The organism is Neorhizobium sp. USDA 3394 (assembly GCF_056280385.1).
In genome coordinates this window covers 1158653-1179972 of the sequence record NZ_JBWCDU010000002.1, presented here as the reverse complement: position 1 = coordinate 1179972, position 21320 = coordinate 1158653, and the positions used below count along the sequence as shown (strand labels likewise).

Below are 21320 nucleotides of genomic sequence, written 5' to 3'. Positions count from 1 at the left end.
CGATGGCGAATGACTACGACATCGCGGTCATCGGCGCCGGCGTGGCGGGGCTCAATGCGGCGATTGCGGCCGCCCGGCATGGCGCGCGTACGATGATCATCGACATGCTGGGCGCCGGCGGCCAGGTGATCAATGTCGACCGCATCGACAATTTTCCAGGGCCAGCCGAGGGCATGTCCGGTTTCGAACTTGGCCCGATGCTGCAGATGCAGGCGGACGAGGCCGGCGTCGAATTCGCGCTCGATACGATCGAAACCATCTCAAAGACGGATACCGGTTTCCGCATCGCGGGTAGCGATCTCGATCTGACGGCAGGCGCGGTGATCATCGCCGCCGGCTCGGCCAAGCGCACGCTCGGCATTCCGGGCGAGGCGGAATTCGAAGGCCGCGGCGTGTCCCATTGCGCCTCCTGCGACGGACCGCTGATGCGCGGCAAAGACGTGTGCATCATCGGCGGCGGGGACTCGGCACTGGATGAGGCCTTGGCGCTCGTTCCCCATGCCGCCCGCATCACCGTTATTCATCGCGGTTTCCATCTCACCGCTTCCGCCGCGCTGCAGACGAAAGCGCGGGAAGCCTCCCACATCGAAATCAAGCTGAATACAATCGCCATCGCCATCAGCGGCGAAGGCGGCGTCAGCGCCATAACCGTCCGCGATCTTTCGACCGGCGCGGAGAGCGAAATCCCCTGCCACGGCGTCTTCGTGTATGTCGGGCTCGAACCCAATACGTCTTTCCTCGGCGATACCGTGACGCTTGCGGCCGATGGCCGGATCGTTGTCGATCTCGACATGCAGACCTCGATGCCGGGCATTTTCGCGGCCGGAGACATCCGTGCCCGCTCGGTCGCACATCTGGCGGCCTCCGCCGGCGACGGCGTGACGGCCGCGATCTGCGCGGTGCGCCATCTGGCGGAGCGTCAGGGAAATACCCAACAGGCGGAACCGCGTTTTGCGGTGGTCGCACCGGCAGGATAGGCCCATGAACGTGCAGATCAAAGGCAAGCAGGGCAAACCGAGCGTTCGCGATGCGATCGAGCAGGATATCGTCACGGGTTTTTATTCTCCCGGCGACCGGCTCGACGAGGCGGGGCTTGCGGCCCGACACCAGGTCTCCCGCACGCCGGTACGCGAGGCGCTGATCCAGCTCAGCACCATGGGCCTCGTCAAGATGGTGCCCAATCGCGGCGCTTTCGTCACCCAGCTGTCGATCACCGAACTGGTCGAGATGTTCGAGGTGATGGGCGAGCTCGAGGCCATGTGTGCCCGGCTTGCCGCCCGCCGCATCCGCCCGGAACAGCTGAAGCTGCTCGAAGAGGCGCAGGCCGCCTGCGCCACGGCCCAGCAGGCCGGCAATTCGGACGATTATTATTACGCCAATGCGGAATTCCACCGCCTGATCTACGAGGCGAGTGGCAACGGCTTCCTCGCCGAGAACGCCCATGCGCTGCAGCGGCGGCTGAAGCCCTATCGGCGCCTGCAATTGCGGGTGCCCGGACGCGTCAACAGTTCGCTGTCGGAGCACGGGGAGGTGCTCGCGGCGATCCGTGCTCGCGACGACGCCCGTGCCCGCGATGCGATGCGCAACCACGTGGTCATCCAGGGCGAATATTTCAGCGACTTCCTGGCGTTGATGCGCCCGGTGGAACGCCAGTTGATCCCCGGCGAATGATGAGGAGCATCCCCACCAGGATCGAGCAGGACGGGACCTACGCATGAATTTTTAAGCTCGGGAGGGTCGAGCTTATCGCCGGCAATGGGCCGGAATCAAATGGAGGAGAGATCATGAAGCATGCCATTACCTATATGGCCGGCCTGGTTCCGGCATTCTTGCTGGCGGCCGGTCTTGCCGGCGCGGCCGATATGACGGCCAGCGAAAAGCAGCTCTACGACGCCGCCAAGAAGGAAGGTTCTGTCACCTGGTACGTCTCCCAGACGACCACCGAGTTCGCCGACGGCATGTGCGGTCTGTTCAAGGCGAAATATGCCGGCGTCGGCTGCAACGTCGTACGCGCCTCCGGTCAGGTCATCTTCCAGCGCCTCGTCCAGGAATTGCAGGCCAAGGCCGTGCAGGGCGACCTGATGTCGACCAATGACGACGGCCAGATGCTGCAGCTCAAAGAACAGGGTGCGCTTGCCCAGTTCGCACCGGAAAACCTCAAGGACATGGTCCCGGAACTTCGCGCACTTGCCGACAAGGAAAATTACTGGATCACGTCGGGCGTCTCACCGCTTGTGATTGCCTACAACACCAAGCTGGTAACGGAGGCGGAAGCGCCGAAGAACTGGACCGATCTTGCCGATCCGAAGTGGAAAGGCCAGGTGGCTATCGGCCACCCGAGCTTCTCAGGCAGCGTCGGGCTCTGGACGATCCTGATGAACGACCTCTACGGCTGGGACTTCTTCAAGAATATCGAGAAGAACAAGCCGCAGATCGGCCGTTCGGTGGCCGACGGGCATAACCTTGTCGCCTCAGGTGAACGCAAGGTGGCGCTGGCGCCGCTGCCGCTGATCCTGTCGGACTCGATCCTGAAAAAGGTGCCGATCGGCGTCATCTATCCGGCTGACGGCGCCCTGCTGCCGCCTTCGGCAACCGCGATCATGAAGGACGCGCCGCATCCGAATGCCGCGCGGCTGTTCGAGAACTTCCTGCTCGGGCAGGAAATTGCCGAGTATTTTGCCAAGGATTACCGCTACCCGCTGCGAGCCGGCGTGCCGCTTGCACCGGGCATGCGTCCGCTCGACAGCTACAAGACGAAGTCGATCGCGACGGCCGACGGCATCAAGAAGCTGCCCGAGGTCCAGGAAAAATTCCGCGACACGTTCGGAATCTGAACCGCAACCCGGCGGCCGGCATCTGCTGGCCTCCGGCCACCACGCCGGCTGGCATGCCCTGTTTCCGACGTCTCCAGTGACAAAGCGAGCGCCGATCATGACGAGTGTTTCCCATCCCGCAGCCACCACCTGGTCGCAAGACCAGCCGGTAAAGGCGCGCGTGCCCTGGCACCAGCGCCTGCAGCCAGCCAATCTGCTCTGGGTGTTCCTGGCGGGCATCCTGGTCGTATTGATCGTCGCGCCGATGTGGACGCTCGTCGTCTCCAGTTTCACCGACGCCAAGACGGGCGGCTGGACACTTCAGAACTATGTCGAGGCTTATGGCAAGGAACGGCACATCACGGCGCTCACCAACACGCTGAAGATGGGAGCCGTCGTCGTCGTGCTGAAACTGGCTTTCGGCGTGCCGCTCGCCTGGGCCTGCACCCGCACCGATATGCCGGGCCGCAATTTCGTGCGCTACAGCGTGTTCGGTGCCTTCATCATGCCACCCTATCTCGCCGGCGTCGGCTGGATCCTGCTCGCCGGCCCCAATACCGGCTGGATCAACCGCGTCTGGCACAGCCTTTCCGGTTCCACCGAGCCGCTGGTCAACATCTTCTCCTTCGGCGGGCTGGTGCTGGTCACCGCGATCGGCGGCTTTTTCCTCGTCTTCGTGCTGGTAAGCTCGGCCTTCGAGATGATCAATTCCGAGATGGAGGATGCTGCCAATATCCTCGGCGCCGGGCCGTTCAAGACGGCGATGAAGGTGACGTTCCCCCTCGTCATGCCGGCGATCATCGGTGCCGCACTCCTCTCCTTCCTCGGTGCGATCGCGCTCTACGGCGTGCCGGCGCTGATCTCGATCCCGGCGCGCTATCCCGTCGTGGTCATCCAGCTTACCGAATTCTTCTCGTTCCCGCTGCGAATCCAGGTGGCGGCCGCCTATTCGATCCCGCTGCTGCTGATCACCGCCGCGATGCTCGGGCTGCAGAAACTGATCCTGCGCCGCAAGGGTTATGTCTCGGTCAGCGGCAAGGGCGGCGAGCGGCGCATCGTCAAGCTCGGCCGTTGGCGCTGGGTGCTGTTTGCCTATTGCTTCTGCGTCGTGGCGCTGTCGGTGCTGATGCCGCTATTCGTGCTGCTTCTTGCTGCCTTTTCCGACTCCTGGACCACAGGCTTTTCGTTCAGCAACCTGACGTTTTCCAATTTCCACTACGTGCTCTTCGAGCATTCCAGCTCGCAGAAGGCACTGATCGGCAGTATCGGCCTCGGCATTGTGGCGGCGACGGTGGCGATCACCCTGGCGCTGTTCATCGCCTATATAGTGCAGCGCAGGCTGATCCCGTTCTCGGGCCTGCTCGCCTTCCTGGCGGTCTCGCCCTATGTCGTGCCCGGCATCGTGCTCGCGATCGGCTTTTATGCGGCTTACGCCCTGCCGCCGATCGCGCTTTACGGCACCTATACGATCATGGCGCTTGCCTTTATCACCCGCTTCCTGCCGATCGCCTTCACCACCAGTTCGGCCGGCGTGCGCAGCATCCATCCGGAAATGGAGGAGGCGGTGCGCATCCTCGGCGGCGGACGGGTGACGGCGCTCCGCCATGTAGTCGGGCCGCTCCTGAAGCGGACACTGGCCGGTGGCTGGCTGCTGATCTTCGTGCCGGCGGCACAGGAACTCTCGACCGCCATCTTCCTGGTCGGCCCCACCACGCGCGTCGTTTCCGTTGTGTTGCTCGATCTCAGCGAGGAAGGCGAGCTCGAAAAGCTCGCGGCGCTGGGCTCTTTGTTGTTGATCATCATTGTCGCAGTCGTCGCCATCGGGATGCGTTATCTCGGACGCGACTTCATGTTGAGGAGAAGCTAATGGACGGACTTGTCCTCAGGAAACTCGGTCGCCGTTTCGGCGCCGTGGATGCGGTGCTCGATTTCGACCTGCATATCAAGCCCGGCGAATTCGTCTCGCTGCTCGGTCCTTCCGGTTGCGGCAAGACGACAACGCTTCGGATGATCGCCGGCTTCATCGACCCGACCTCCGGCTCGATCGAGCTCGACGGCAAGATATTGTCCGCACCCTCGGGCTCGGTGCCGCCGGAAAAGCGCGGCATGTCGATGATCTTCCAGTCCTATGCGATCTGGCCCAACATGACGGTTTCGCAGAACGTCGCCTTCGGCCTCAATCTGCGCAAGCTGCCCTCCGACGAGGTCAAAAAACGCGTCGGTGCGGTGCTGGAAACCGTGCGGATGAGCCATCTCGCCGACCGTTATCCGGCCGAGCTTTCCGGCGGCCAGCAGCAGCGCGTGGCGCTCGCCCGCGCCGTCGTCATCCGCCCGGCGGTGCTTCTGCTCGACGAACCACTCTCGAACCTCGACGCAAACCTGCGCGAGGAAATGCGCTTCGAGATCAAGCGCATGCATGACGAGTTCAAGATCACCTCCGTCTACGTCACCCACGACCAGGGCGAGGCTATGGTGACCTCCGACCGCATCGCCGTGATGAACAACGGCCATCTCGAACAGATCGACACGCCTTATGCTCTCTACAGCCGCCCGAAGACGCGGTTCGTGGCGAGCTTCATCGGCCGCACGAATTTCCTTTCCGGCAATTGCGGCAACCACATGATCGACTTTGCGGGCTTCAGCGTGCCGGTTGCGATGATCGGCGAGGAGGTGACGGGCGGCGGGCCGATCACGGTATCGATCCGGCCACAGGCGATGAAGCTTTCGGCGACCGAGGCCCCTCGCGACAAGGCCATCAACCTGCAGGGCTCGGTCCAGCAATCCGCCTTCCTTGGGGAGACCTGGGACTATGTCTTCCAGTCCAAGGACAGCGGCCTGCAGTTTCGTGTCGCAGCGCCGCCGGCGGATGTTTTCCAGGTCGGCGCCCCGGCTTGGCTGCAGATCGACCCGGCCCAGATCGTGCCGATCGCGGATTGAGGCCTGTCTCGGACCGCTATTTTACCTTGAAGCCCATGCGGCGCACGACGTCGAGCAGCACGTGCCGGCCTTTCAAAGCCGGTGCGTCGGCAATGCGGCTGGCGACGACGCTGGTCCAGCCCCGCACCGCCATGCCCTGGCCGGTCTGAAAAGACCGCATCGTGTCATCGTATGTGGCGAGATCCGCTTCCGGCGGTGCTGCCTGATATTGTTCGCGATGAAGCACGACGGATTGCGGCAGGCGAGGCTTGACCTCAGTCTCGACCGCCGGGTCGGGATATCCGACCGTCATCCCGAACACCGCCAGGGCCTCCGGCGGCAGGCCGAGCAGTTCGCTCACTTCGGCCGGATGGTTGCGAATACCGCCGATATAGCAGGTGCCGAGGCCGAGCGATTCCAGCGCGACCAGCGCATTCTGGGCGGCCAGCGACGCGTCGATCGTCGCCAGCAGGAAGCTTTCGAGATAATCGAGGCCTTCACCCGTCTTGCCGTTCTGGGCAGTGATTTTCCGGAGCCGTGAGAGATCTGCGATCCAGACCAGGAACAGTGGCGCGGAGATGATCTGCGGATTGGGGGAGGCGAGTTCGGCGAGTTTCGCCCGCCGCTCCTGGTCCTCGACCGCCACCACACTCCAGGCCTGCAGGCTGGAGGAGGTCGGCGCCGATTGGGCGGCCGCGACGATCAGCTGCAGCACGCTTTCCGGCACTGGTTTCGGCAGGTAGGTGCGGACGGAACGGTGCGAGAGGATGGTGTCGAGCGCGGCATTCCACTCCGCCGTCGCGACCGGCTGGTCCGATCCGTAGCGCCGGCGCACCAGATCGACCGGGTTCGGTGAAGTCTCAGGGGCGGAGGCGAAGCGGGAAACGGACATCGAAGAACTCCTTTGAATATGAGAGAGGCATCAGGCCGGCATGCGGGGAATGCTGGCCAAGAGTTTCTGCGTATAGGCATGGCTTGGAACGGCAAGGATATCGCGGGTCTTGCCGCTCTCGACGATCCTGCCGCGTTCGAGAATGATGGTTTCCTCGCAGAGCGAGGCGACGAGGCCAATATCGTGGGAGACGAGCACCAGGGTCACCGTCTGCGACAATTGCTTCAGAAGCTCGACGATGCGGATGCGGGTCGAGAGATCGAGCGCGCTCACAACCTCGTCGGCGAGTACCACGTCCGGCCGCGAGACGATCGCCCGGGCAATCGCGATGCGCTGCCGCTGGCCACCCGAGAATTCGTGCGGATAACGCTCCGCCGCATCGGCCGGCAGCCCGACCGAGGCGAGCGCGGAACCGACAGCGGCCCTGGTGTCGCCCGCTATCTTCAGTGAGCGCAGCGGTTCGGCGATGATGTCGAAGACGCTCTGGCGCGGATCGAGCGAGGAATAGGGGTCCTGGAATACCGCCTGGACGGTGCGCCGAAAGCCGCGCATGAACGCGCGATTGCCGGGATCGAGCGGGGTATCGTTGACGGTGATCGAGCCCTGTGAAGGACGGTTGAGGCCGAGAAGCAGGCGCAAAAGCGTGGTCTTGCCGGAGCCGGATTCGCCGACGATGCCGAGATTGGCGCCCTGCTTCAGCGTCAGGCTGACGCCGTCGAGGGTCTTCTGGCTGCGGCTGTAGCTGAAGGAGACGTCTCGGACATCGATCAGGCTCATGGCGCGATCTCCAGCGCATCATCGAAGGAGCGCGCGGCCGCGACCAGGCTCTGCGTATAATCGTGCGCGGGCTCGCGGAACACTTTGGCCACCGGCCCCTGTTCGACGATCCGGCCATGCCGCAGCACCACGACCCGGTCGGCGGCGCTTGCAACGACAGGCAGGTCGTGGCTGATGAACAGCAGCGCCATGTTGCGCTCGCGGACCAACTGGCCCAACAGTTTAAGAATTTCCGCCTGGGTGGTGACGTCGAGCGCCGTGGTCGGCTCGTCGGCTATCAGCAGTTTCGGACGGCAGGCGAGCGCCATGGCAATCGCCGCGCGCTGGCGCTGGCCACCGGAAATCTCATGCGGCCAGGACTTCGCGATCCGGTCCGGCTGGGGCAGGGCGACCTGGTCGAGAAGGTCCATCACCTCGCGCATGACGCTCTTTTCGTCGGCTGGCCGGCCGTCCCGCCTGGCGCGGCGACGGACGGGTTCGGCGACCTGGCGCCCGATCTTCATCAGCGGATCGAGGGCGGTCAGCGGTTCCTGGAAGATGACGGCAGCCGTCGTGCCCCGCAGGGCCACGAGATCCCGGTCGCGGGCACCAACGACTTGGCGGCCGTCCAGCAATACCGAACCGCTGGCACTGAGCCCGTCCGCGAGCAAGCCGATCGCGGCCAGCGCCGTCAGCGACTTTCCGGAACCGGATTCGCCGATCAACCCAAGTCGTTCCCCCGGCGCGACCGAGAAGGACACGTCCGAGACAAGCGCCTGGCCGCCGGCATGCACCGACAGGCCGTCGATTGCGAGAAGGGGGCTCACCGGCGCCTCCTGCGGGTCGGATCACCGATATCGCGCAAGCCGTCGGCGAGCAGGTTGATGCCGATTACCAGCGAAACGAGCGCGATGCCCGGAGCGATGGCGCCGAAGGGTGCGGTGTAGACCGTCCCTTGCGCCTCCTGCAGCAGCCGACCCCAGGAGGCGTTCGGCGGCGGCGCGCCGAGGCCGAGATAGGAAAGTGAGGCTTCGGCGATGACCGCCAGCCCGAATTGCAGCGCCAGATTGACGAGCAGGGTCGGCCAGATGTTCGGCAGGATATGGATGGTCACCACGCGAATCCAGGAGGTGCCGGATATTCGCGCGGCTGTGATGTAATCCATCCGCAGCACGCGTTTGGCAAGGATCCGGGTCAGCCGCGCGACGATCGCGGAATTGGCGATGCCGATCGCGACCACCGCCGTCCAGAGGCTCGCGCCATCGCTCGAGGCGACGATCAGCATGGCGAGAAGCAGGGTCGGGAAGGCGATCAGAATATCGAGGCCGGCGGCCAGCACGTCGTCGAGCGTCTTCGATGCGAAGGCCGCCAGAAGGCCGATCGTCACGCCGAGTGCCGCGCCGATGATGACCGCGCCGGTTCCGACGATCAGCGCGATGCGAGAGCCGATCATGATCAGCGTGAAGAGGTCGCGGCCGAGCCGGTCGGTGCCGGCAAGGTGGGCGAACGAAGGCGCCTCCAGGCGCCCGCCGGACATGGCGGTCGGATCATAGGGCGCCCAGAACAGCGTCAGCAGGCCGATGACCAGATGCAGCCCGACGACAACAGCGCCGATGGTGAAGGTCAGCGAGCGACGAGTTCTGCCTTCGGGGGAGGTGGCGATGAGGCGCGTATCGGTCATGGCTCGGTCCCCGCTGCCCGGCCGCGCAGCCGTGGATCGATGAGACGCTGTGCGAGATCTGCCGCGAAACCGACCAGCAGGACCAGCAGCGTCGAGATGAACAGCACGCCCTGCACGTTCGGATAATCGCGCTGTTCGATGCCGAGCAACAGCATCGAACCGAGGCCCGGCAGCGAGAAGACCCGCTCGACCACCACGGCGCCGAGCAGGGTCGAGGCGAGTTCGATGCCGAGAATCGAGATGACCGGCGCCGCGCCGTTGCGGATACCGTGGCGGATCAGCGCTTCGGGATAACTGGCGCCAAGCGCGCGGGCCGTGCGCAGGTAGTCGCTGCCGAGCACATCCTGAGCGGCGGAGCGCACATAGCGGATCAGCGAGGCGGACATGACGATGGCGATCGTTATGACAGGGAGGACGAGGGCCTCGAACGCCGCATCCGGCCGCTGCCAGCCGCGCGAGGGGAAACCGCCGGAGGGAAAAAGCCGCAGGTTCACGGCAAACACGGTCACCAGCAGGATGCCGATCCAGAAGACCGGTACGGCGATGCCGAACTGCGAGACGACGGAAATGAAGGAGCCGTACCAGCGGTCGGATTTCACAGCGGCGATAATACCGAGTGGCACGGCGATGACGATCGCCAGTAGAAAGGACATCAGCGTCAGCGGCACGGTCACGGTCAGCCGCTTGCCGATCTCAGGCAGAACCGGCGCGCGGCTGACGAAGGACTGGCCGAGGTCGAAACGGGCAAGGCTCGACACGAAGCGGACGAACTGTTCGGATAGCGGCAGGTCGGAACCGACCTGCCGGCGGGCCGCCTCGATCTGCTCCGGATCGGCGCCGACCGAGACCAGCGCATTGGCCGGATCGCCCGGAAGCAGGCGCAGCAGCAGGAAAAGCACCGCCGCCGCGATCAGGGTCGAGACAATCAGGATGGCCAGACGACGCAGGAGATAGGAGAGAATGGCCGGCACCTTTCATCGGAAAACCGCCCGGTTCTACAGCGCCGCCCCGTCGATGACGGGGCAAGCTGCAGCATTTCAAACACCGGGCGGGCAGGTATGTAGCGCAAGTTCGGGACTTGCCGATAGGGGCGATCAATCGTCCTTCTTGATGCCGGCGACGAAGAATTGCGAGTTGAGACCGTTCAACGGATAACCCGTCACCGACTTCGCAGAGACGACGATCTGCGGGTAGAGATAGAGCCAGTTGCTGGCGGCGTCTTCCGCGATGATCGTGTTGGCTTCCTTCAGCCTCGCGGTCTGCTCGTCTGTGGTGGCGCTCGCCTCCGACTGCTTGATCAGATCGACGACCTTTGAATTGTTATAACCCCAGTAGAAGTCGGGATTGCCATAAAAGACGATGTCGCGGTGGTTCACGTGTTCCTGCAGGGTCGCCTGGAAATCATGCGCCTTGTAGACCTTGGTGTACCACTCGTTGGCGGTGATGACGTTGATGTTCACCTTGACGCCGACTTTCGCGAGCTCCGTCTGCAGAAATTGTGCGGCAATCGGATGCGGATCGTAGTTCGGCGTATCGATGGTGAAGGTGAAGCCGTTCGGATAACCGGCCTCGGCCAGCAGTGCCTTGGCGCTTGCCGGATCGTAGGCGTCGGACTTGGTGAGGTCGACATACCAGGGGTCGGTCGGCGGAACCATCGAGCCGATCGGCGTGCCGGAATCGCCCCAGACCGCCTTCAGCAGCCTGGCGTCGTCGACCGCGCGGGCGAGCGCCTTTCGGACCTTGACGTTGTCGAACGGGGCGACGCGATCGTTGTAGGCGAGCAGGAGCTTGGTCGTCGACTTGCCTTCGGCGACGGTGAAATCCTTGTTGCCCTTGAATTGAGCGAGCGAATCCGGGCTCTGGACCGAGGTGATGATGTCGACCGAACCGGTCAGCAGCGCGTTGTTGAGCGCCGTCGCCTCGGTGAAATACTGGAAGACCACGTCGCCATTGGTCGGCTTCCGGCCCCAATAGCCGTCGAAACGGGTCAGCGCCAGCGAGGAGCCGCGGCGCCAGTCTTCCAGCTGATAGGGGCCAGTACCGTCTTCGCTCGCGGTCAGGTTGGTCGCCTTGTCGTTGACGATCCACACATAGCTCAGATTGTAGGGCAGCGAGATCGAGCGCGAGGCAAGCTTGACGACGACGGTCGCCTCGTCCGGCGTCTCGATGCCGGCGATCGGCTTCAGGCTGTTCTTGCGCGAGCTCTTGGAATCGGCGGCGGTAACGCGTTCGATCGAGAATTTTACGTCCTTGGAGGTCAGCGGATCGCCGGAATGGAACTTGACGCCCTGCTGCAGCGTGAACGTATAGGTGAGGCCGTCTTCGCTGACCTTGTAGTCCTTGGCGAGAGCCGGCACGACGGTACCCGCATCGGTCAGCTGGAAGAGCGCTTCATAGACGTTGCTGTTGAAGGCCTCGTTGATCCCCTGGCCGGCGCCGGCGGTGTTGTCGAGGTTCTGCGGTTCATAGAGCGAGCCGATGTTGATCGTCGCGTCGGCGTCGAAATCCTGAGCCTGAACCGACCCGGCGGCAACCGCGCTGACGATAAGCGCCGCGGCGGTCACCATGCGGACATGGCGCCGGCTGGTCTTCAAGCTTGCGTCACGATGGATCGTCAAACCGGTCATCTTAAACTCCCTGATCATGCTGGCCGTTTTCAGCCATTGTATACCGGCGCGGAGAATATCGCAGTCCCGTTCAGCCGGAAGGGTGGCGGAAGATGATTTTGGGCAGGGGCGGGAAACGCTCTTCGTCGCCATGGCAACATTCAGGAATTTTGTTCCACCCGCTGGCGATTTGATCGGAGGCCGGCTAAGGCCTTGAGGAAAGACGGATTTGGAGAATGCGATGAGTGATATCGACCGCCGCCATGCAGAGCGCCTGATGGCGCAAGCCGGCCTCGACGCCCTGGTCGTCTTCCAGCCCGAAGCCTTTCGGTATGCGGTAGGCGCGCCGGCCGGTGTCGCGACCATGTGGGGCAGGGCGGGTGCCGCAATCGCGCTTGTACCGGGCGACGCCTCGATGGGTCTGGCCGCAATCGCCAGCGACCACGCCGCCGGATCCATCCGCAAGGCTGCGGCAGACATGGACCTGCGCACCCATCGGATCTGGATCGACATGCTCGATCTGACGGGAGCCGAAAGCGTCGGGCAGATAAATGCAGCCTATCGCCGCCTCGGTTCTGGCGGCCCCCGGCCGGAAACCTTTGACCGGTCCGCCTGTTTCGGCCTGCTCGGCGATCTGCTGAACGAGCGTGGCCTTGATCGCGCTCGGATCGGCGCCGACCTGGAATTCATGCCGGCTGCCGATTTCGAGGCCCTGAAACTGGCCTTGCCGACGGTCACCTGGACCGATGGCTCGGACGTGCTGCGCCGCCTGCGCGCCGTCAAGACGCCGCGCGAAATCGAACGGCTGCGGCGTGCCGCCAAGGCGGCGGAGGCCGGGCTCGTGCGCATGGCGGCGGCGGTGAAACCCGGTGCGCGGCTCACCGAACTCTCTTGCGCCTGGAAGGCGGGCGCCCAGGCAGCTGCGGCGGAAGGCGGTTTTGAACTGAGCGGCCACTGGGATTTCATCTCGGTCGGCGCCGATCTCTCGGACATGTCGGCGGTCGTGACGCCGGGTGCGCTGATCAAGGCCGACGTCGGGACGCTGGTCGACGGCTATTCCTCGGACGGTGCACGCACCTTCACCCATGGACCAGCCTCGCCGCTGGCCCGCGACATCTTCAGGGCGCTGGAAAACGCGTTCGCGGCAGGACTTGATGAACTTCGTCCCGGCAATACGTTCGGCGCCGTTCACGCGGCCATGCTCGCCTCGATGCGCAGGGACGGCTTTGCGGAATATGAGCGAGGACATTTCGGCCATTCCGTCGGCGGCGGCGTCGGCATCGAGGAATGGCCGTTCTTTTCTGCCGGCAACCCGGAGATCATCCAGTCGAACATGGTGGTGGCGCTGGAGACGCCGTTCTACGGGCAGGGCATCGGCGCGCTGATGATCGAGGATCAGTTCCTGATCACCGGAACGGGAGCCGAATGCATGAATACGCTGCCGCGGACGTTACGCGATCTTTCGGCAGAATAGGGCCGACGAGCAAACCGACATTGAACCTTTGGCGCCGGTCCTGTATCGGTGTCACACCTTCGGCGATCTCGTCGGGAAGGACACCAGTCAGGCGGAATTTCGATACTCGATGCTTACGAAAAAGGGAAAATACGGGCTCAAGGCGCTTGTCCACCTGGCACAGCTTGAACCCGGCAAGACCGCCTTCGTCAGCGACATCGCCCAACAGAACAATATTTCCAAGAAATTCCTTGATGCGATCCTGCTGGAACTGCGCAAAGGCGGCATCCTGCGCTCCAAAAAAGGACCCGGCGGTGGTTATGCGCTGTCCAAGCCCGCGTCGCAGATTTATGTCGGCCAGGCAGTCCGCATTCTCGATGGTCCACTCGCGCCGATCCGCTGCGCCAGCAAGACGGCGTTCGAACCTTGCGACGATTGCGACCACCCGGAAGATTGCCAGATCCGCCATTCGATGACGGAAGTGCGCGATGCGATCGCCGCGGTGCTCGACAACATGACGCTGGAGCAGATGGTCGCCAAGCGCTCGAGCGGCCTTCTCGACGAGACCCAGACAAGCAGCAAATAGATCTCCTGCCGCGGCGGCAAGCCGACCCACGCCCGGCGGCAGAGACTAGAACTGTCCGTTCGGCCGCGGCACGTTGCCGTTCAGGTGGAAATCGCCGATCGCGTGATGTTTCCAGCGCACCGGATCATGCACCGTGTGCGTGCGGGCATTGCGCCAGTGCCGGTCGAGGTTCAGGTCTTCCTTGGTCGCGGACGTTCCGGCAAGTTCGAAGAGGCCGTTGGTCGCGTCGAGCGCGGCTTCCGTGGTCAGGATTTTTGCCGCAGCGACGATGAGCGATGCCTCGATGGCCGTCTCGGATGACGGGTTGATCTGGGCGATGTCGACCTTGCGCCCGGCACGATCGAGGACCGCACTTGCCGCTTCCAGTTTCACGGCGATCGAACCGGTCCGCGCGATGGTCAGAGGGTCGGCGCTCGCGGTCTCGACGCCGACATTGCGGATGCCCCGGGATTTGCTCCGCACGAAGCCGATCATGTCGGCAAAAGCGGCGCGTGCGATCCCGAGGTCAACGGCGGCGTGCAGCAACTGGCCGAGCGATCCGAGCGGCGCATGCCGCTCGAAACTCCGGTAATAGCTGATGACGGAATCCGGAGAAACGTAGACATTGTCGATCACGACGGTGCCGCTTGCGGTGGTTCGTTGACCAAACCCGTCCCAGTCATCGACGATCGACAGTCCTTCCGCGTCGCGCGGAACGATCGCCATCACCATTCGCCCCTGGGGATCGAGGCCGAAGATCGCCACCCAATCGGCAAACAGCGCGCCGGTCGAGTAATATTTGCGGCCGGTGATGCGGTAACCGAGCCCATCGTTCACCAGCCGGGTTTCGATGTCGCCGGCCGCCTTCGTACCGGACTCGGCAAGGGCATTGCCGAAATGTTCGCCGGCCAGCGCCCGCGCGAAGAAATATTTCTTCTGCTCCTCGCTGCCCGCAAGGCGCAGAGCTTCAAGAATGGTAAAATGGTTCTGCGGAATCTGCCCCACCGATGCGTCGGCCTCGGACAGGATGGCGATCACCTCCGCCAGGAAGGCGTTGGAAATATCGGCGCCGCCATATTCGGCGGGCACGGTGATCCCCAGCAATCCCGACCGGGCGACCAGTTCCATCTCGTCATGCGGCAGAAGCCGCTCCCGGTCGCGAAGACTCGAACCTTCGGCGATGCGCGCCGACAGCCCCGTCGCCACCTCGATCGCCTGGTCCTCTGTCGCGAGATATGGAGCCACTGCCCTGATCTTTCCTGCCAAATGGAAAACCCTGCTCATCTGCGCCTCCGGGATCAAGTGCGCCATTCAGCCACGCCACAGAGGCAGGGAGAAGGAATAAAGCTTCAATTGCACCCGCCGAATGAAGCGAATTTTCTCTTTTTGGCGGCCGGATGGAGAGATTTGGGATTGTCACGCTAAATTGAGCGGAAGGAGTGAGAATTTCTCCGGCACGATGCGATGGGCGCAACAACGTTGCTTAGCACGCGAAAGCGGAATGCTTACTCTAAGGGTATTAGCTGTTTCTCCTCCCATAAGAGCGTCTCCCCATGACAAGATCCCTGCACCTCACCGCCTTCATGCGTCCCGTCAGCCTGCATACCGGCGCGTGGCGTTATCCCGGCGCCTATGCGGACGCCAATTTCAATTTCGGGCATATCAAGTCCTTCATCCAGAAGCTGGAGGCCGCGAAGTTCGATGCATTCTTCATGGCCGATCACCTGGCGGTGTTGAACATGCCGGTCGAAGCTCTGAAGCGTAGTCATACGGTCACGTCGTTCGAGCCGTTCACGCTGCTGTCCGCGCTTGCCGCGGTCACCGAGAAGATCGGTCTTGCGGCAACCGCCTCGACGACCTTCGACGAACCGTATCACGTGGCCCGCCGGTTCGCCTCGCTCGACCACATCAGCAACGGCCGCGCCGCCTGGAACATCGTCACCACGTCCAATCCGGATTCAGCCCGCAATTTCGGTCTCGACGAGCATGTGGAGCACGGCGAGCGCTACAAGCGGGCGCGCGAGTTCTATGACGTCGTCACCGGGCTGTGGGACAGTTTTGCCGACGATGCCTTCATCCGCGATCAGCAAAGCGGCATTTTCTTCGATCCGGAAAAGATGCATGTGCTCGATCACAGGGGCGACGAACTCAGCGTACGCGGGCCGCTCAACATTGCCCGCCCGGTGCAGGGCTGGCCGGTAATCGTGCAGGCAGGGCAGTCGGAGCCGGGACGTCAGCTTGCGGCCGAGACCGCCGAACTGGTCTTCTGTTCGCCGCGCGATCTCGCAGCCTCGAGGGCTCTGTATGCGGACATCAAGGGCCGTATGATTGCCGCCGGTCGCAATCCCGACCACCTGAAGATCCTGCCGGCCGCCTTCATCGTCGTCGGTGATACGGTGGAAGAAGCAAAGGCGAAGCGGGCGGCACTCGACAGCCTGGTGCATTACGACAGCGCAATCGCCTCGCTGTCGATCGCCCTTGGCCATGATGCCTCCGGCTTCGATCCGGACGCTCCGCTGCCGGACATCCCGGAAACCAATGCCAGCAAGTCCGGCCGCGCCCAGGTCCTCAAGCTGGCCGAGCAGGAAAGCCTGACGGTGCGCCAGCTTGCCCAACGTTATGGCGGGTATTCCGGCCTGGCGTTCGTCGGCACGCCGCAAACCATTGCCGACGAGATGCAGGCCTGGCTTTCGGAAGAGGCAAGTGACGGCTTTACCGTCGTCTTCCCCTACCTGCCGCAGGGCCTGGACGACGTGACGCAAAGGGTCATTCCGGAATTGCAGCGGCGCGGCATCTTCCGTCGCGATTATGAGGGTGCCACGCTTCGCGAGCATCTCGGCCTGCCGCGGCCGGCGAACCGCTTTTTTGCCTGAGCACGCGCCGCCGAAAGCGGACGGGATCGCTATTTCGCCGACTGCCACATTTTGGACATAACAATTTCAAATGTGTCAACGAATTAGTATAGGGTTTTGATAGACTACATTGACCGAAACGGAATTTGGCCTGAAAGTTGGGCGGTATGACGCTCAACCAACTGGAGGCTGACGATGATCGCTTGTGGCTTATCCCTGTTTGGATTTGATCTGTTCGGACTGGCCCGGCGCGGCCCTAGCAAGGCGGGTTCCGACAGCACTGAACGCAAGACCTTCGAAAAGGATCGAGAGGAACTTCGCGATCCTGATCGCGAACATTCGGAAAGCTTCTTCTGGGGCATGTATCCCGTCTATTGAGACCGGCCGTCCGGCACGGGCGGTTATCCCGAATACGCAGAAAGGCCGGCGAAGCGATCCGCTCCGCCGGCCTTTTTTGTGCGAGTAGAAGAGCCGATATCAGGCCGTGGGCTGCCTGGTCTTGCGCAGATAGGGCAGGACCGTATCGAACGAGCCGAAGCGGGTGATCGCATCCTCGTTGGAAACCGCGGCTGTAATGATCACATCCTCACCCTGTTTCCAGTTGGCCGGCGTCGCTACCTGGTGCTTCGCGGTCAGCTGGATCGAGTCGATCGCCCGCAGGATCTCGTTGAAGTTGCGGCCGGTGGTCATCGGATAGGTGAGGATCAGCTTGATCTTCTTGTCCGGGCCGATCACATAGACCGAGCGGACCGTCGCATTGTCGGCGGGCGTGCGGCCCTCGGAGCTTTCGCCGGCTGCGGCCGGGAGCATGTCGTAGAGCTTGGCGACCTTGAGGTCGCGGTCGCCGATCAGCGGATATTCCACCTCGAAACCGGTCGCCGTCTTGATGTCATCCTTCCACTTGCCGTGGCTTTCGACCGGGTCGACGGAGATGCCGATGATCTTGACGCCGCGCTTTTTGAATTCGCCCTCAAGCCCTGCCATGGCGCCGAGCTCGGTGGTGCAGACGGGTGTGAAGTTCTTCGGGTGGGAAAACAGCACGGCCCAGCCGCTGCCGATCCAGTCGTGGAAATGGATCGTCCCTTGCGTGGTTTCGGCGGTGAAATCCGGTGCTATGTCGTTGATGCGAAGGCTCATGTTTCAGCTCCCTTGAATTGTTGTTGCTGTGATCGGGACTTCCAAGCCGGCTCGATCGATCTTCTGCCCGGGCGGCCTTGCCCATCGTCAGCCCCGAAATGCTGTTTTCCCCCGCACACGATAGGCGAAAGCGAGGATCGACCTTGCAAAGTTCCGGTTCCTTGTCTCATCACAGGAAGGATATAGCCGCTTTGAGGTGGCAGACCGACGCAGTTTCTTCCAAAATGCCACCGGGAAAGAGTGCAGCTTTCCAAATCGTGCCGCAACTGTATCAGTTCCATCATTCGCTTCAAGAATAAGCCTCACCGGCGGTATCCAAGCGCCCGACTGATCTCGTCGGCTGCGCTTCGGACCATCAGCAGAAAGCCTTCGCGCTGCTCGTTGTAACGCACGGTCGGCACCCCGAGATTGAGCGCAGCGACAACTGCGCCGTTGCCGTCGAAGATCGGCGCGGCAATGCCGGTCGAGCCGGTGACGAATTCCTGGTCGTTCAGTGCATAGCCATCGCGGCGGATCTTCACGAGCATCTCGCGGATACGCTCGATATCGGTCACCGTATAGCGGGTATAGGAGAGGAGCTGAACGCGGGAGAGGTAATGCTCCAGCGCCTCCTTCGGCGTGAAGGCGAGCAGCACGCGACCGGTCGCGGTGCAATAGGCGGCGATCGCCGCGTCGAGGTTGACGTCATAACGGACCCGATGCCGGCTGACGCATTTCGCCAGCCGTCTTATGTCGCAATGAGCGTTCATCGTGGCGAGGAGGATGGTCTCGCCGGACTGATCGCGAAGCTTTTCCATGAACGGTTTTGCCAAAACGACCAGCGGCTCTTCATGGCGCCTGAACGGAAAGCCGTGGCGACTCGCCTCGACCAGCATATAGCGCCCGGCATCGTCCTGGACCACATGGCCGCGGGCAGCCAGCGTCTGGACGAGGCCGTGGGCGCTGCTTTTCGGGAAAGAAAGATCGCGCACGATCTGGGCCAGTGGCACGGCTTCCCGCCGGGAAGCCATATATTCCAGGAGATCGAGAATCCGGCCAGCGCTTTTGATTTCGGAGTTCATGTATGTGAACGAAACCCCCGTTGATGGTTATCGGATCGGCTCATAACAATTCTGCCTAGAAAGCAGCCACTCACGTTATCGAGTGTCGCGCTGATAAGGATGAACGATCTCATGAATGCGCCGAATAAGCAAAACGATGCCTCCGAACCCTGGACCTGGCCGGATAGTGTCTGGCAGCAAAAGGTTCAAAAGGTGCGCGCCGGGCGTTCGCTTCGACCGGCGAAATGGAAAAACGGCGCACGCATGGCAGTCGCATTGTCCTTCGATTCCGATCACGAGACGTTGGAACTGAAGAATGGCGGCATATCCTTTGGCAAGATGAGTCAGGGCCAGTATGGTGCGCGCTCCGGCATGCCGCGCATTCTGCGCCTTCTGGAAAAGTATTCCGTTCCCGCCTCCTTCTTCATGCCGGCCGTCTCGGCGATGATCAACGCTGAGGAAGTGAAGACCGTCGTCTCTGCCGGCCATGAACTCGGCATCCATAGCTGGATCCACGAATTCAATTCCCGCCTCGACGAAAAAACGGAACGCGATCTGGCGCTGCGCGCCGCAGATGTTCTGGAAAAGCTTTCCGCCATCCGCCCAGTCGGCATGCGCACGGCCTCGTGGGATTTCAGCCCCTATACGCTGAAGATCGCCCGCGAGATGGGCCTGCTCTATGATTCATCATTGATGGCCGACGAGGAGCCCTACGAACTTCTGGAAGACGGCGAGCCGACCGGCATGGTGGAAATCCCGGTCGAATGGATCCGCGACGACGCGCCTTATGTGGCGATGGACCGGATGACCGGGGCGCGACCCTATGGCGGCCCTACCATGGTGCTCGACATTTTCGCCCGCGAACTCGAGGTCGCGTGGGAAGAGGGCGGGTTGTTCCAGCTCACCATGCACCCGCATCACGTCGGACACCGTTCACGCATCTTCATTCTGGAAGAGATCATTCGGCTCGCCAAGTCGAAGGACGACGTCTGGTTCTGCACCCATGCAGAACTGGCGCGCTACTGTGCCGACGAGGCCGGGCTAAAGACCGCCGACAAGGCGGCGTAAGCGTTCTTGAATACAGCAGCAACAACATTGAGGGTAAGGAACATGTCTGCCAAATTCGCATCCATCGCCGCTATGCTATTGGCGTTCACCGCGTCGACTGCGCTAGCGCAAACCAAGGACACGCTGACTATCGACCTGCCGAACGATGCGGCAACGCTCGATCCGCATCTGCAGTGGAACACCGACAGCTACTCGATCTACCGCAATATCTTCGACAACCTTCTGACGCGCGACGTGAAGGGCGAGATCGTGCCGCAGATCGCCAAGTCGTGGAAATATCTCGACGACAAGACGATCGAATTCCAGATCCGTGACGACGTCACCTTCCAGGACGGTACGAAACTCACGGCCGAGGACGTCGCCTTCTCGATCAACCGCATCATCGATCCGAAGTTGAAGAGCCCCCAGCTTTCGCAGTTCGACCAGATCGCCAAGGCCGAGGCGGTGAGCCAGACCGTAGTCAAGATGACCACCAAGTCCGCCTATCCGGCGCTGCTCGCCCAGCTCGTCAAGCTTTCGATCGTGCCGAAAGCCTATGTCGAAAAGGTCGGCGACCAGGAATTCAACTTGAAACCGCTCGGTTCCGGCCCTTACAAGATGGCCAACTGGCAGAAGGGCGTTCAGACCGAACTCGAAGCCTACGGCAGCTACTGGCGCGCCAAGCCGCCGTTCCAGAAGGTGATCTTCCGCACCGTGCCCGACGTCTCCACCCGCATCGCCGACTTGAAGACCGGCAAGGCCGACCTCGTCCGCGACGTGCCGCCGGATCAGGCCGAGAGCATCAAGAGCGACAGCAATTCCCAGGTCCTCTCGGTTCCGACCGAGCGCATCGGCTACCTGTTCATCAATGCCCAAGGCGGCGTTACCAAGGACGTCCGCGTCCGCCAGGCGATCGCCTATGCGATCGACCGCCAGGCGCTCGTCGAGGCGCTGCTCGAAGGGTACGGCAAGCCGGTGGAAGTGCTCGGGGCCGAACCGGTCTTCGGCTACACTGACAAGGTCAAGGGATACGAGTACAATCTCGACAAGGCGAAGGAACTGGTGAAGGCCGCTGGTGCCGAAGGCGCGACCGTCGAATTCCTCACCTCGCCCGCCTATAGTCGCGCGACCGTCGAAGCCATTCAGCAGATGGTCAACGAAGCCGGCCTCAAGGTGGAGATCTCCTCCAGCGACCAGGCGACCTTCCTCAAGCGCCGCCAGGGCGATCCCGCCAATGCCGGCGGCCTTGCCTTCGGTGCATGGTCCTGCGCCTGCCAGGACGTCGACGGCGTGATCTTCCCGCTGTTTCGCACCGGCAGCATCTGGGCCAAGTATTCGAACCCGAAGTTCGATGAGGCGGTAGACAAGGCGCGCGTCATCCTCGACCAGAAGGAGCGTCTGAAGCTCTACGAACAGGCCTATCAGGTCCTGAAGGACGACGTTCCGGGCATGGGCCTCTACCAGGCCTATGCGCTCTACGGCGCGGCCAAGAAACTGAAATGGCAGCCGACGGCCAATGAAGCCATGTTCGTCATGGACATGAGCTGGCAGCAGTAACAGAC

20 protein-coding genes are annotated in these 21320 nt (G+C 62.6%); 11 read left to right on the top strand and 9 right to left on the bottom strand.

The window, feature by feature from the left end; all coding sequences use genetic code 11:
- Positions 1 to 2 precede the first annotated feature (2 nt).
- The 5 genes from ACZ9EJ_RS27195 to ACZ9EJ_RS27175 all read left to right on the top strand — a co-directional run bounded on the left by ACZ9EJ_RS27195 (position 3) and on the right by ACZ9EJ_RS27175 (position 5750).
- Entirely contained in the window at positions 3 to 977 is a 975-nt protein-coding gene (locus ACZ9EJ_RS27195; protein ID WP_046641799.1) for an NAD(P)/FAD-dependent oxidoreductase, read from the top strand.
- Between the two features lie 4 nt (positions 978 to 981).
- A complete protein-coding gene (locus ACZ9EJ_RS27190) occupies positions 982 to 1671 on the top strand; it encodes a GntR family transcriptional regulator (protein WP_046641786.1) in 690 nt (229 codons plus the stop codon).
- 113 nt (positions 1672 to 1784) lie between these two features.
- Positions 1785 to 2834 (top strand): ABC transporter substrate-binding protein, encoded by a 1050-nt coding sequence (locus tag ACZ9EJ_RS27185; protein WP_052764674.1) that lies wholly within the window; start codon positions 1785 to 1787, stop codon positions 2832 to 2834.
- Between the two features lie 97 nt (positions 2835 to 2931).
- On the top strand, positions 2932 to 4680 hold the full coding sequence (locus ACZ9EJ_RS27180) for an ABC transporter permease (RefSeq protein WP_052764673.1): 1749 nt from the start codon (positions 2932 to 2934) through the stop codon (positions 4678 to 4680).
- Entirely contained in the window at positions 4680 to 5750 is a 1071-nt protein-coding gene (locus tag ACZ9EJ_RS27175) for an ABC transporter ATP-binding protein (protein ID WP_046627067.1), read from the top strand. Before ACZ9EJ_RS27180 ends, ACZ9EJ_RS27175 begins: the two co-directional genes overlap by 1 nt.
- A gap of 16 nt (positions 5751 to 5766) precedes the next feature.
- Here ACZ9EJ_RS27175 and ACZ9EJ_RS27170 read toward each other — a convergent pair whose 3' ends face one another.
- The 6 genes from ACZ9EJ_RS27170 to ACZ9EJ_RS27145 form a co-directional block, all read right to left on the bottom strand.
- Positions 5767 to 6621 carry an NADPH-dependent oxidoreductase gene (locus ACZ9EJ_RS27170; RefSeq protein WP_046627065.1) on the bottom strand — a complete coding sequence of 285 codons (855 nt, stop codon included), beginning with the start codon at positions 6619 to 6621 and terminating at the stop codon, positions 5767 to 5769.
- Positions 6622 to 6651: 30 nt separating this feature from the next.
- Complete coding sequence (locus ACZ9EJ_RS27165) at positions 6652 to 7398, bottom strand: ABC transporter ATP-binding protein (protein ID WP_046641785.1); 747 nt, start codon at positions 7396 to 7398, stop codon at positions 6652 to 6654.
- Positions 7395 to 8204, bottom strand: a complete 810-nt coding sequence (locus ACZ9EJ_RS27160) for an ATP-binding cassette domain-containing protein (RefSeq protein WP_046627061.1) — start codon at positions 8202 to 8204, stop codon at positions 7395 to 7397. The genes ACZ9EJ_RS27165 and ACZ9EJ_RS27160 overlap by 4 nt, the downstream gene beginning before the upstream one ends.
- Positions 8201 to 9058, bottom strand: coding sequence for an ABC transporter permease (locus ACZ9EJ_RS27155; RefSeq protein ID WP_046627059.1), 858 nt, complete (start codon positions 9056 to 9058; stop codon positions 8201 to 8203). Before ACZ9EJ_RS27155 ends, ACZ9EJ_RS27160 begins: the two co-directional genes overlap by 4 nt.
- Positions 9055 to 10029, bottom strand: a complete 975-nt coding sequence (locus ACZ9EJ_RS27150) for an ABC transporter permease (RefSeq protein WP_370650421.1) — start codon at positions 10027 to 10029, stop codon at positions 9055 to 9057. The genes ACZ9EJ_RS27155 and ACZ9EJ_RS27150 overlap by 4 nt, the downstream gene beginning before the upstream one ends.
- A 123-nt stretch (positions 10030 to 10152) precedes the next feature.
- On the bottom strand, positions 10153 to 11625 hold the full coding sequence (locus tag ACZ9EJ_RS27145; RefSeq protein WP_255736809.1) for an ABC transporter substrate-binding protein: 1473 nt from the start codon (positions 11623 to 11625) through the stop codon (positions 10153 to 10155).
- Between the two features lie 280 nt (positions 11626 to 11905).
- Here ACZ9EJ_RS27145 and ACZ9EJ_RS27140 point away from each other — a divergent pair, with 280 nt between their 5' ends.
- Both ACZ9EJ_RS27140 and ACZ9EJ_RS27135 read left to right on the top strand, forming a co-directional pair.
- Positions 11906 to 13138, top strand: coding sequence for a M24 family metallopeptidase (locus ACZ9EJ_RS27140; RefSeq protein WP_046627057.1), 1233 nt, complete (start codon positions 11906 to 11908; stop codon positions 13136 to 13138).
- Between the two features lie 109 nt (positions 13139 to 13247).
- On the top strand, positions 13248 to 13703 hold the full coding sequence (locus ACZ9EJ_RS27135) for an RrF2 family transcriptional regulator (protein ID WP_046627653.1): 456 nt from the start codon (positions 13248 to 13250) through the stop codon (positions 13701 to 13703).
- A gap of 45 nt (positions 13704 to 13748) precedes the next feature.
- Here the strand turns inward: ACZ9EJ_RS27135 and ACZ9EJ_RS27130 are convergent, their stop codons facing one another.
- On the bottom strand, positions 13749 to 14966 hold the full coding sequence (locus tag ACZ9EJ_RS27130) for an SfnB family sulfur acquisition oxidoreductase (protein WP_046627055.1): 1218 nt from the start codon (positions 14964 to 14966) through the stop codon (positions 13749 to 13751).
- Positions 14967 to 15235: 269 nt separating this feature from the next.
- On the opposite strand from ACZ9EJ_RS27130, the gene ACZ9EJ_RS27125 reads away from it, so the two are divergent.
- Together ACZ9EJ_RS27125 and ACZ9EJ_RS27120 are read left to right on the top strand one after the other, a co-directional pair.
- Positions 15236 to 16555 carry an LLM class flavin-dependent oxidoreductase gene (locus ACZ9EJ_RS27125; RefSeq protein ID WP_046627047.1) on the top strand — a complete coding sequence of 440 codons (1320 nt, stop codon included), beginning with the start codon at positions 15236 to 15238 and terminating at the stop codon, positions 16553 to 16555.
- Positions 16556 to 16729: 174 nt separating this feature from the next.
- Positions 16730 to 16912 (top strand): hypothetical protein, encoded by a 183-nt coding sequence (locus ACZ9EJ_RS27120; protein WP_251090798.1) that lies wholly within the window; start codon positions 16730 to 16732, stop codon positions 16910 to 16912.
- Positions 16913 to 17011: 99 nt separating this feature from the next.
- Here ACZ9EJ_RS27120 and ACZ9EJ_RS27115 read toward each other — a convergent pair whose 3' ends face one another.
- Complete coding sequence (locus ACZ9EJ_RS27115; RefSeq protein ID WP_046627045.1) at positions 17012 to 17671, bottom strand: peroxiredoxin; 660 nt, start codon at positions 17669 to 17671, stop codon at positions 17012 to 17014.
- A gap of 302 nt (positions 17672 to 17973) precedes the next feature.
- On the bottom strand, positions 17974 to 18732 hold the full coding sequence (locus ACZ9EJ_RS27110) for an IclR family transcriptional regulator (RefSeq protein ID WP_046627043.1): 759 nt from the start codon (positions 18730 to 18732) through the stop codon (positions 17974 to 17976).
- A gap of 111 nt (positions 18733 to 18843) precedes the next feature.
- On the opposite strand from ACZ9EJ_RS27110, the gene ACZ9EJ_RS27105 reads away from it, so the two are divergent.
- The gene (locus ACZ9EJ_RS27105) at positions 18844 to 19779 is read left to right on the top strand and encodes a polysaccharide deacetylase family protein (RefSeq protein ID WP_046627651.1); all 936 of its coding nucleotides are present in this window, start codon (positions 18844 to 18846) and stop codon (positions 19777 to 19779) included.
- A gap of 42 nt (positions 19780 to 19821) precedes the next feature.
- On the top strand, positions 19822 to 21315 hold the full coding sequence (locus tag ACZ9EJ_RS27100; RefSeq protein ID WP_046627041.1) for an ABC transporter substrate-binding protein: 1494 nt from the start codon (positions 19822 to 19824) through the stop codon (positions 21313 to 21315).
- Positions 21316 to 21320: the final 5 nt, after the last annotated feature.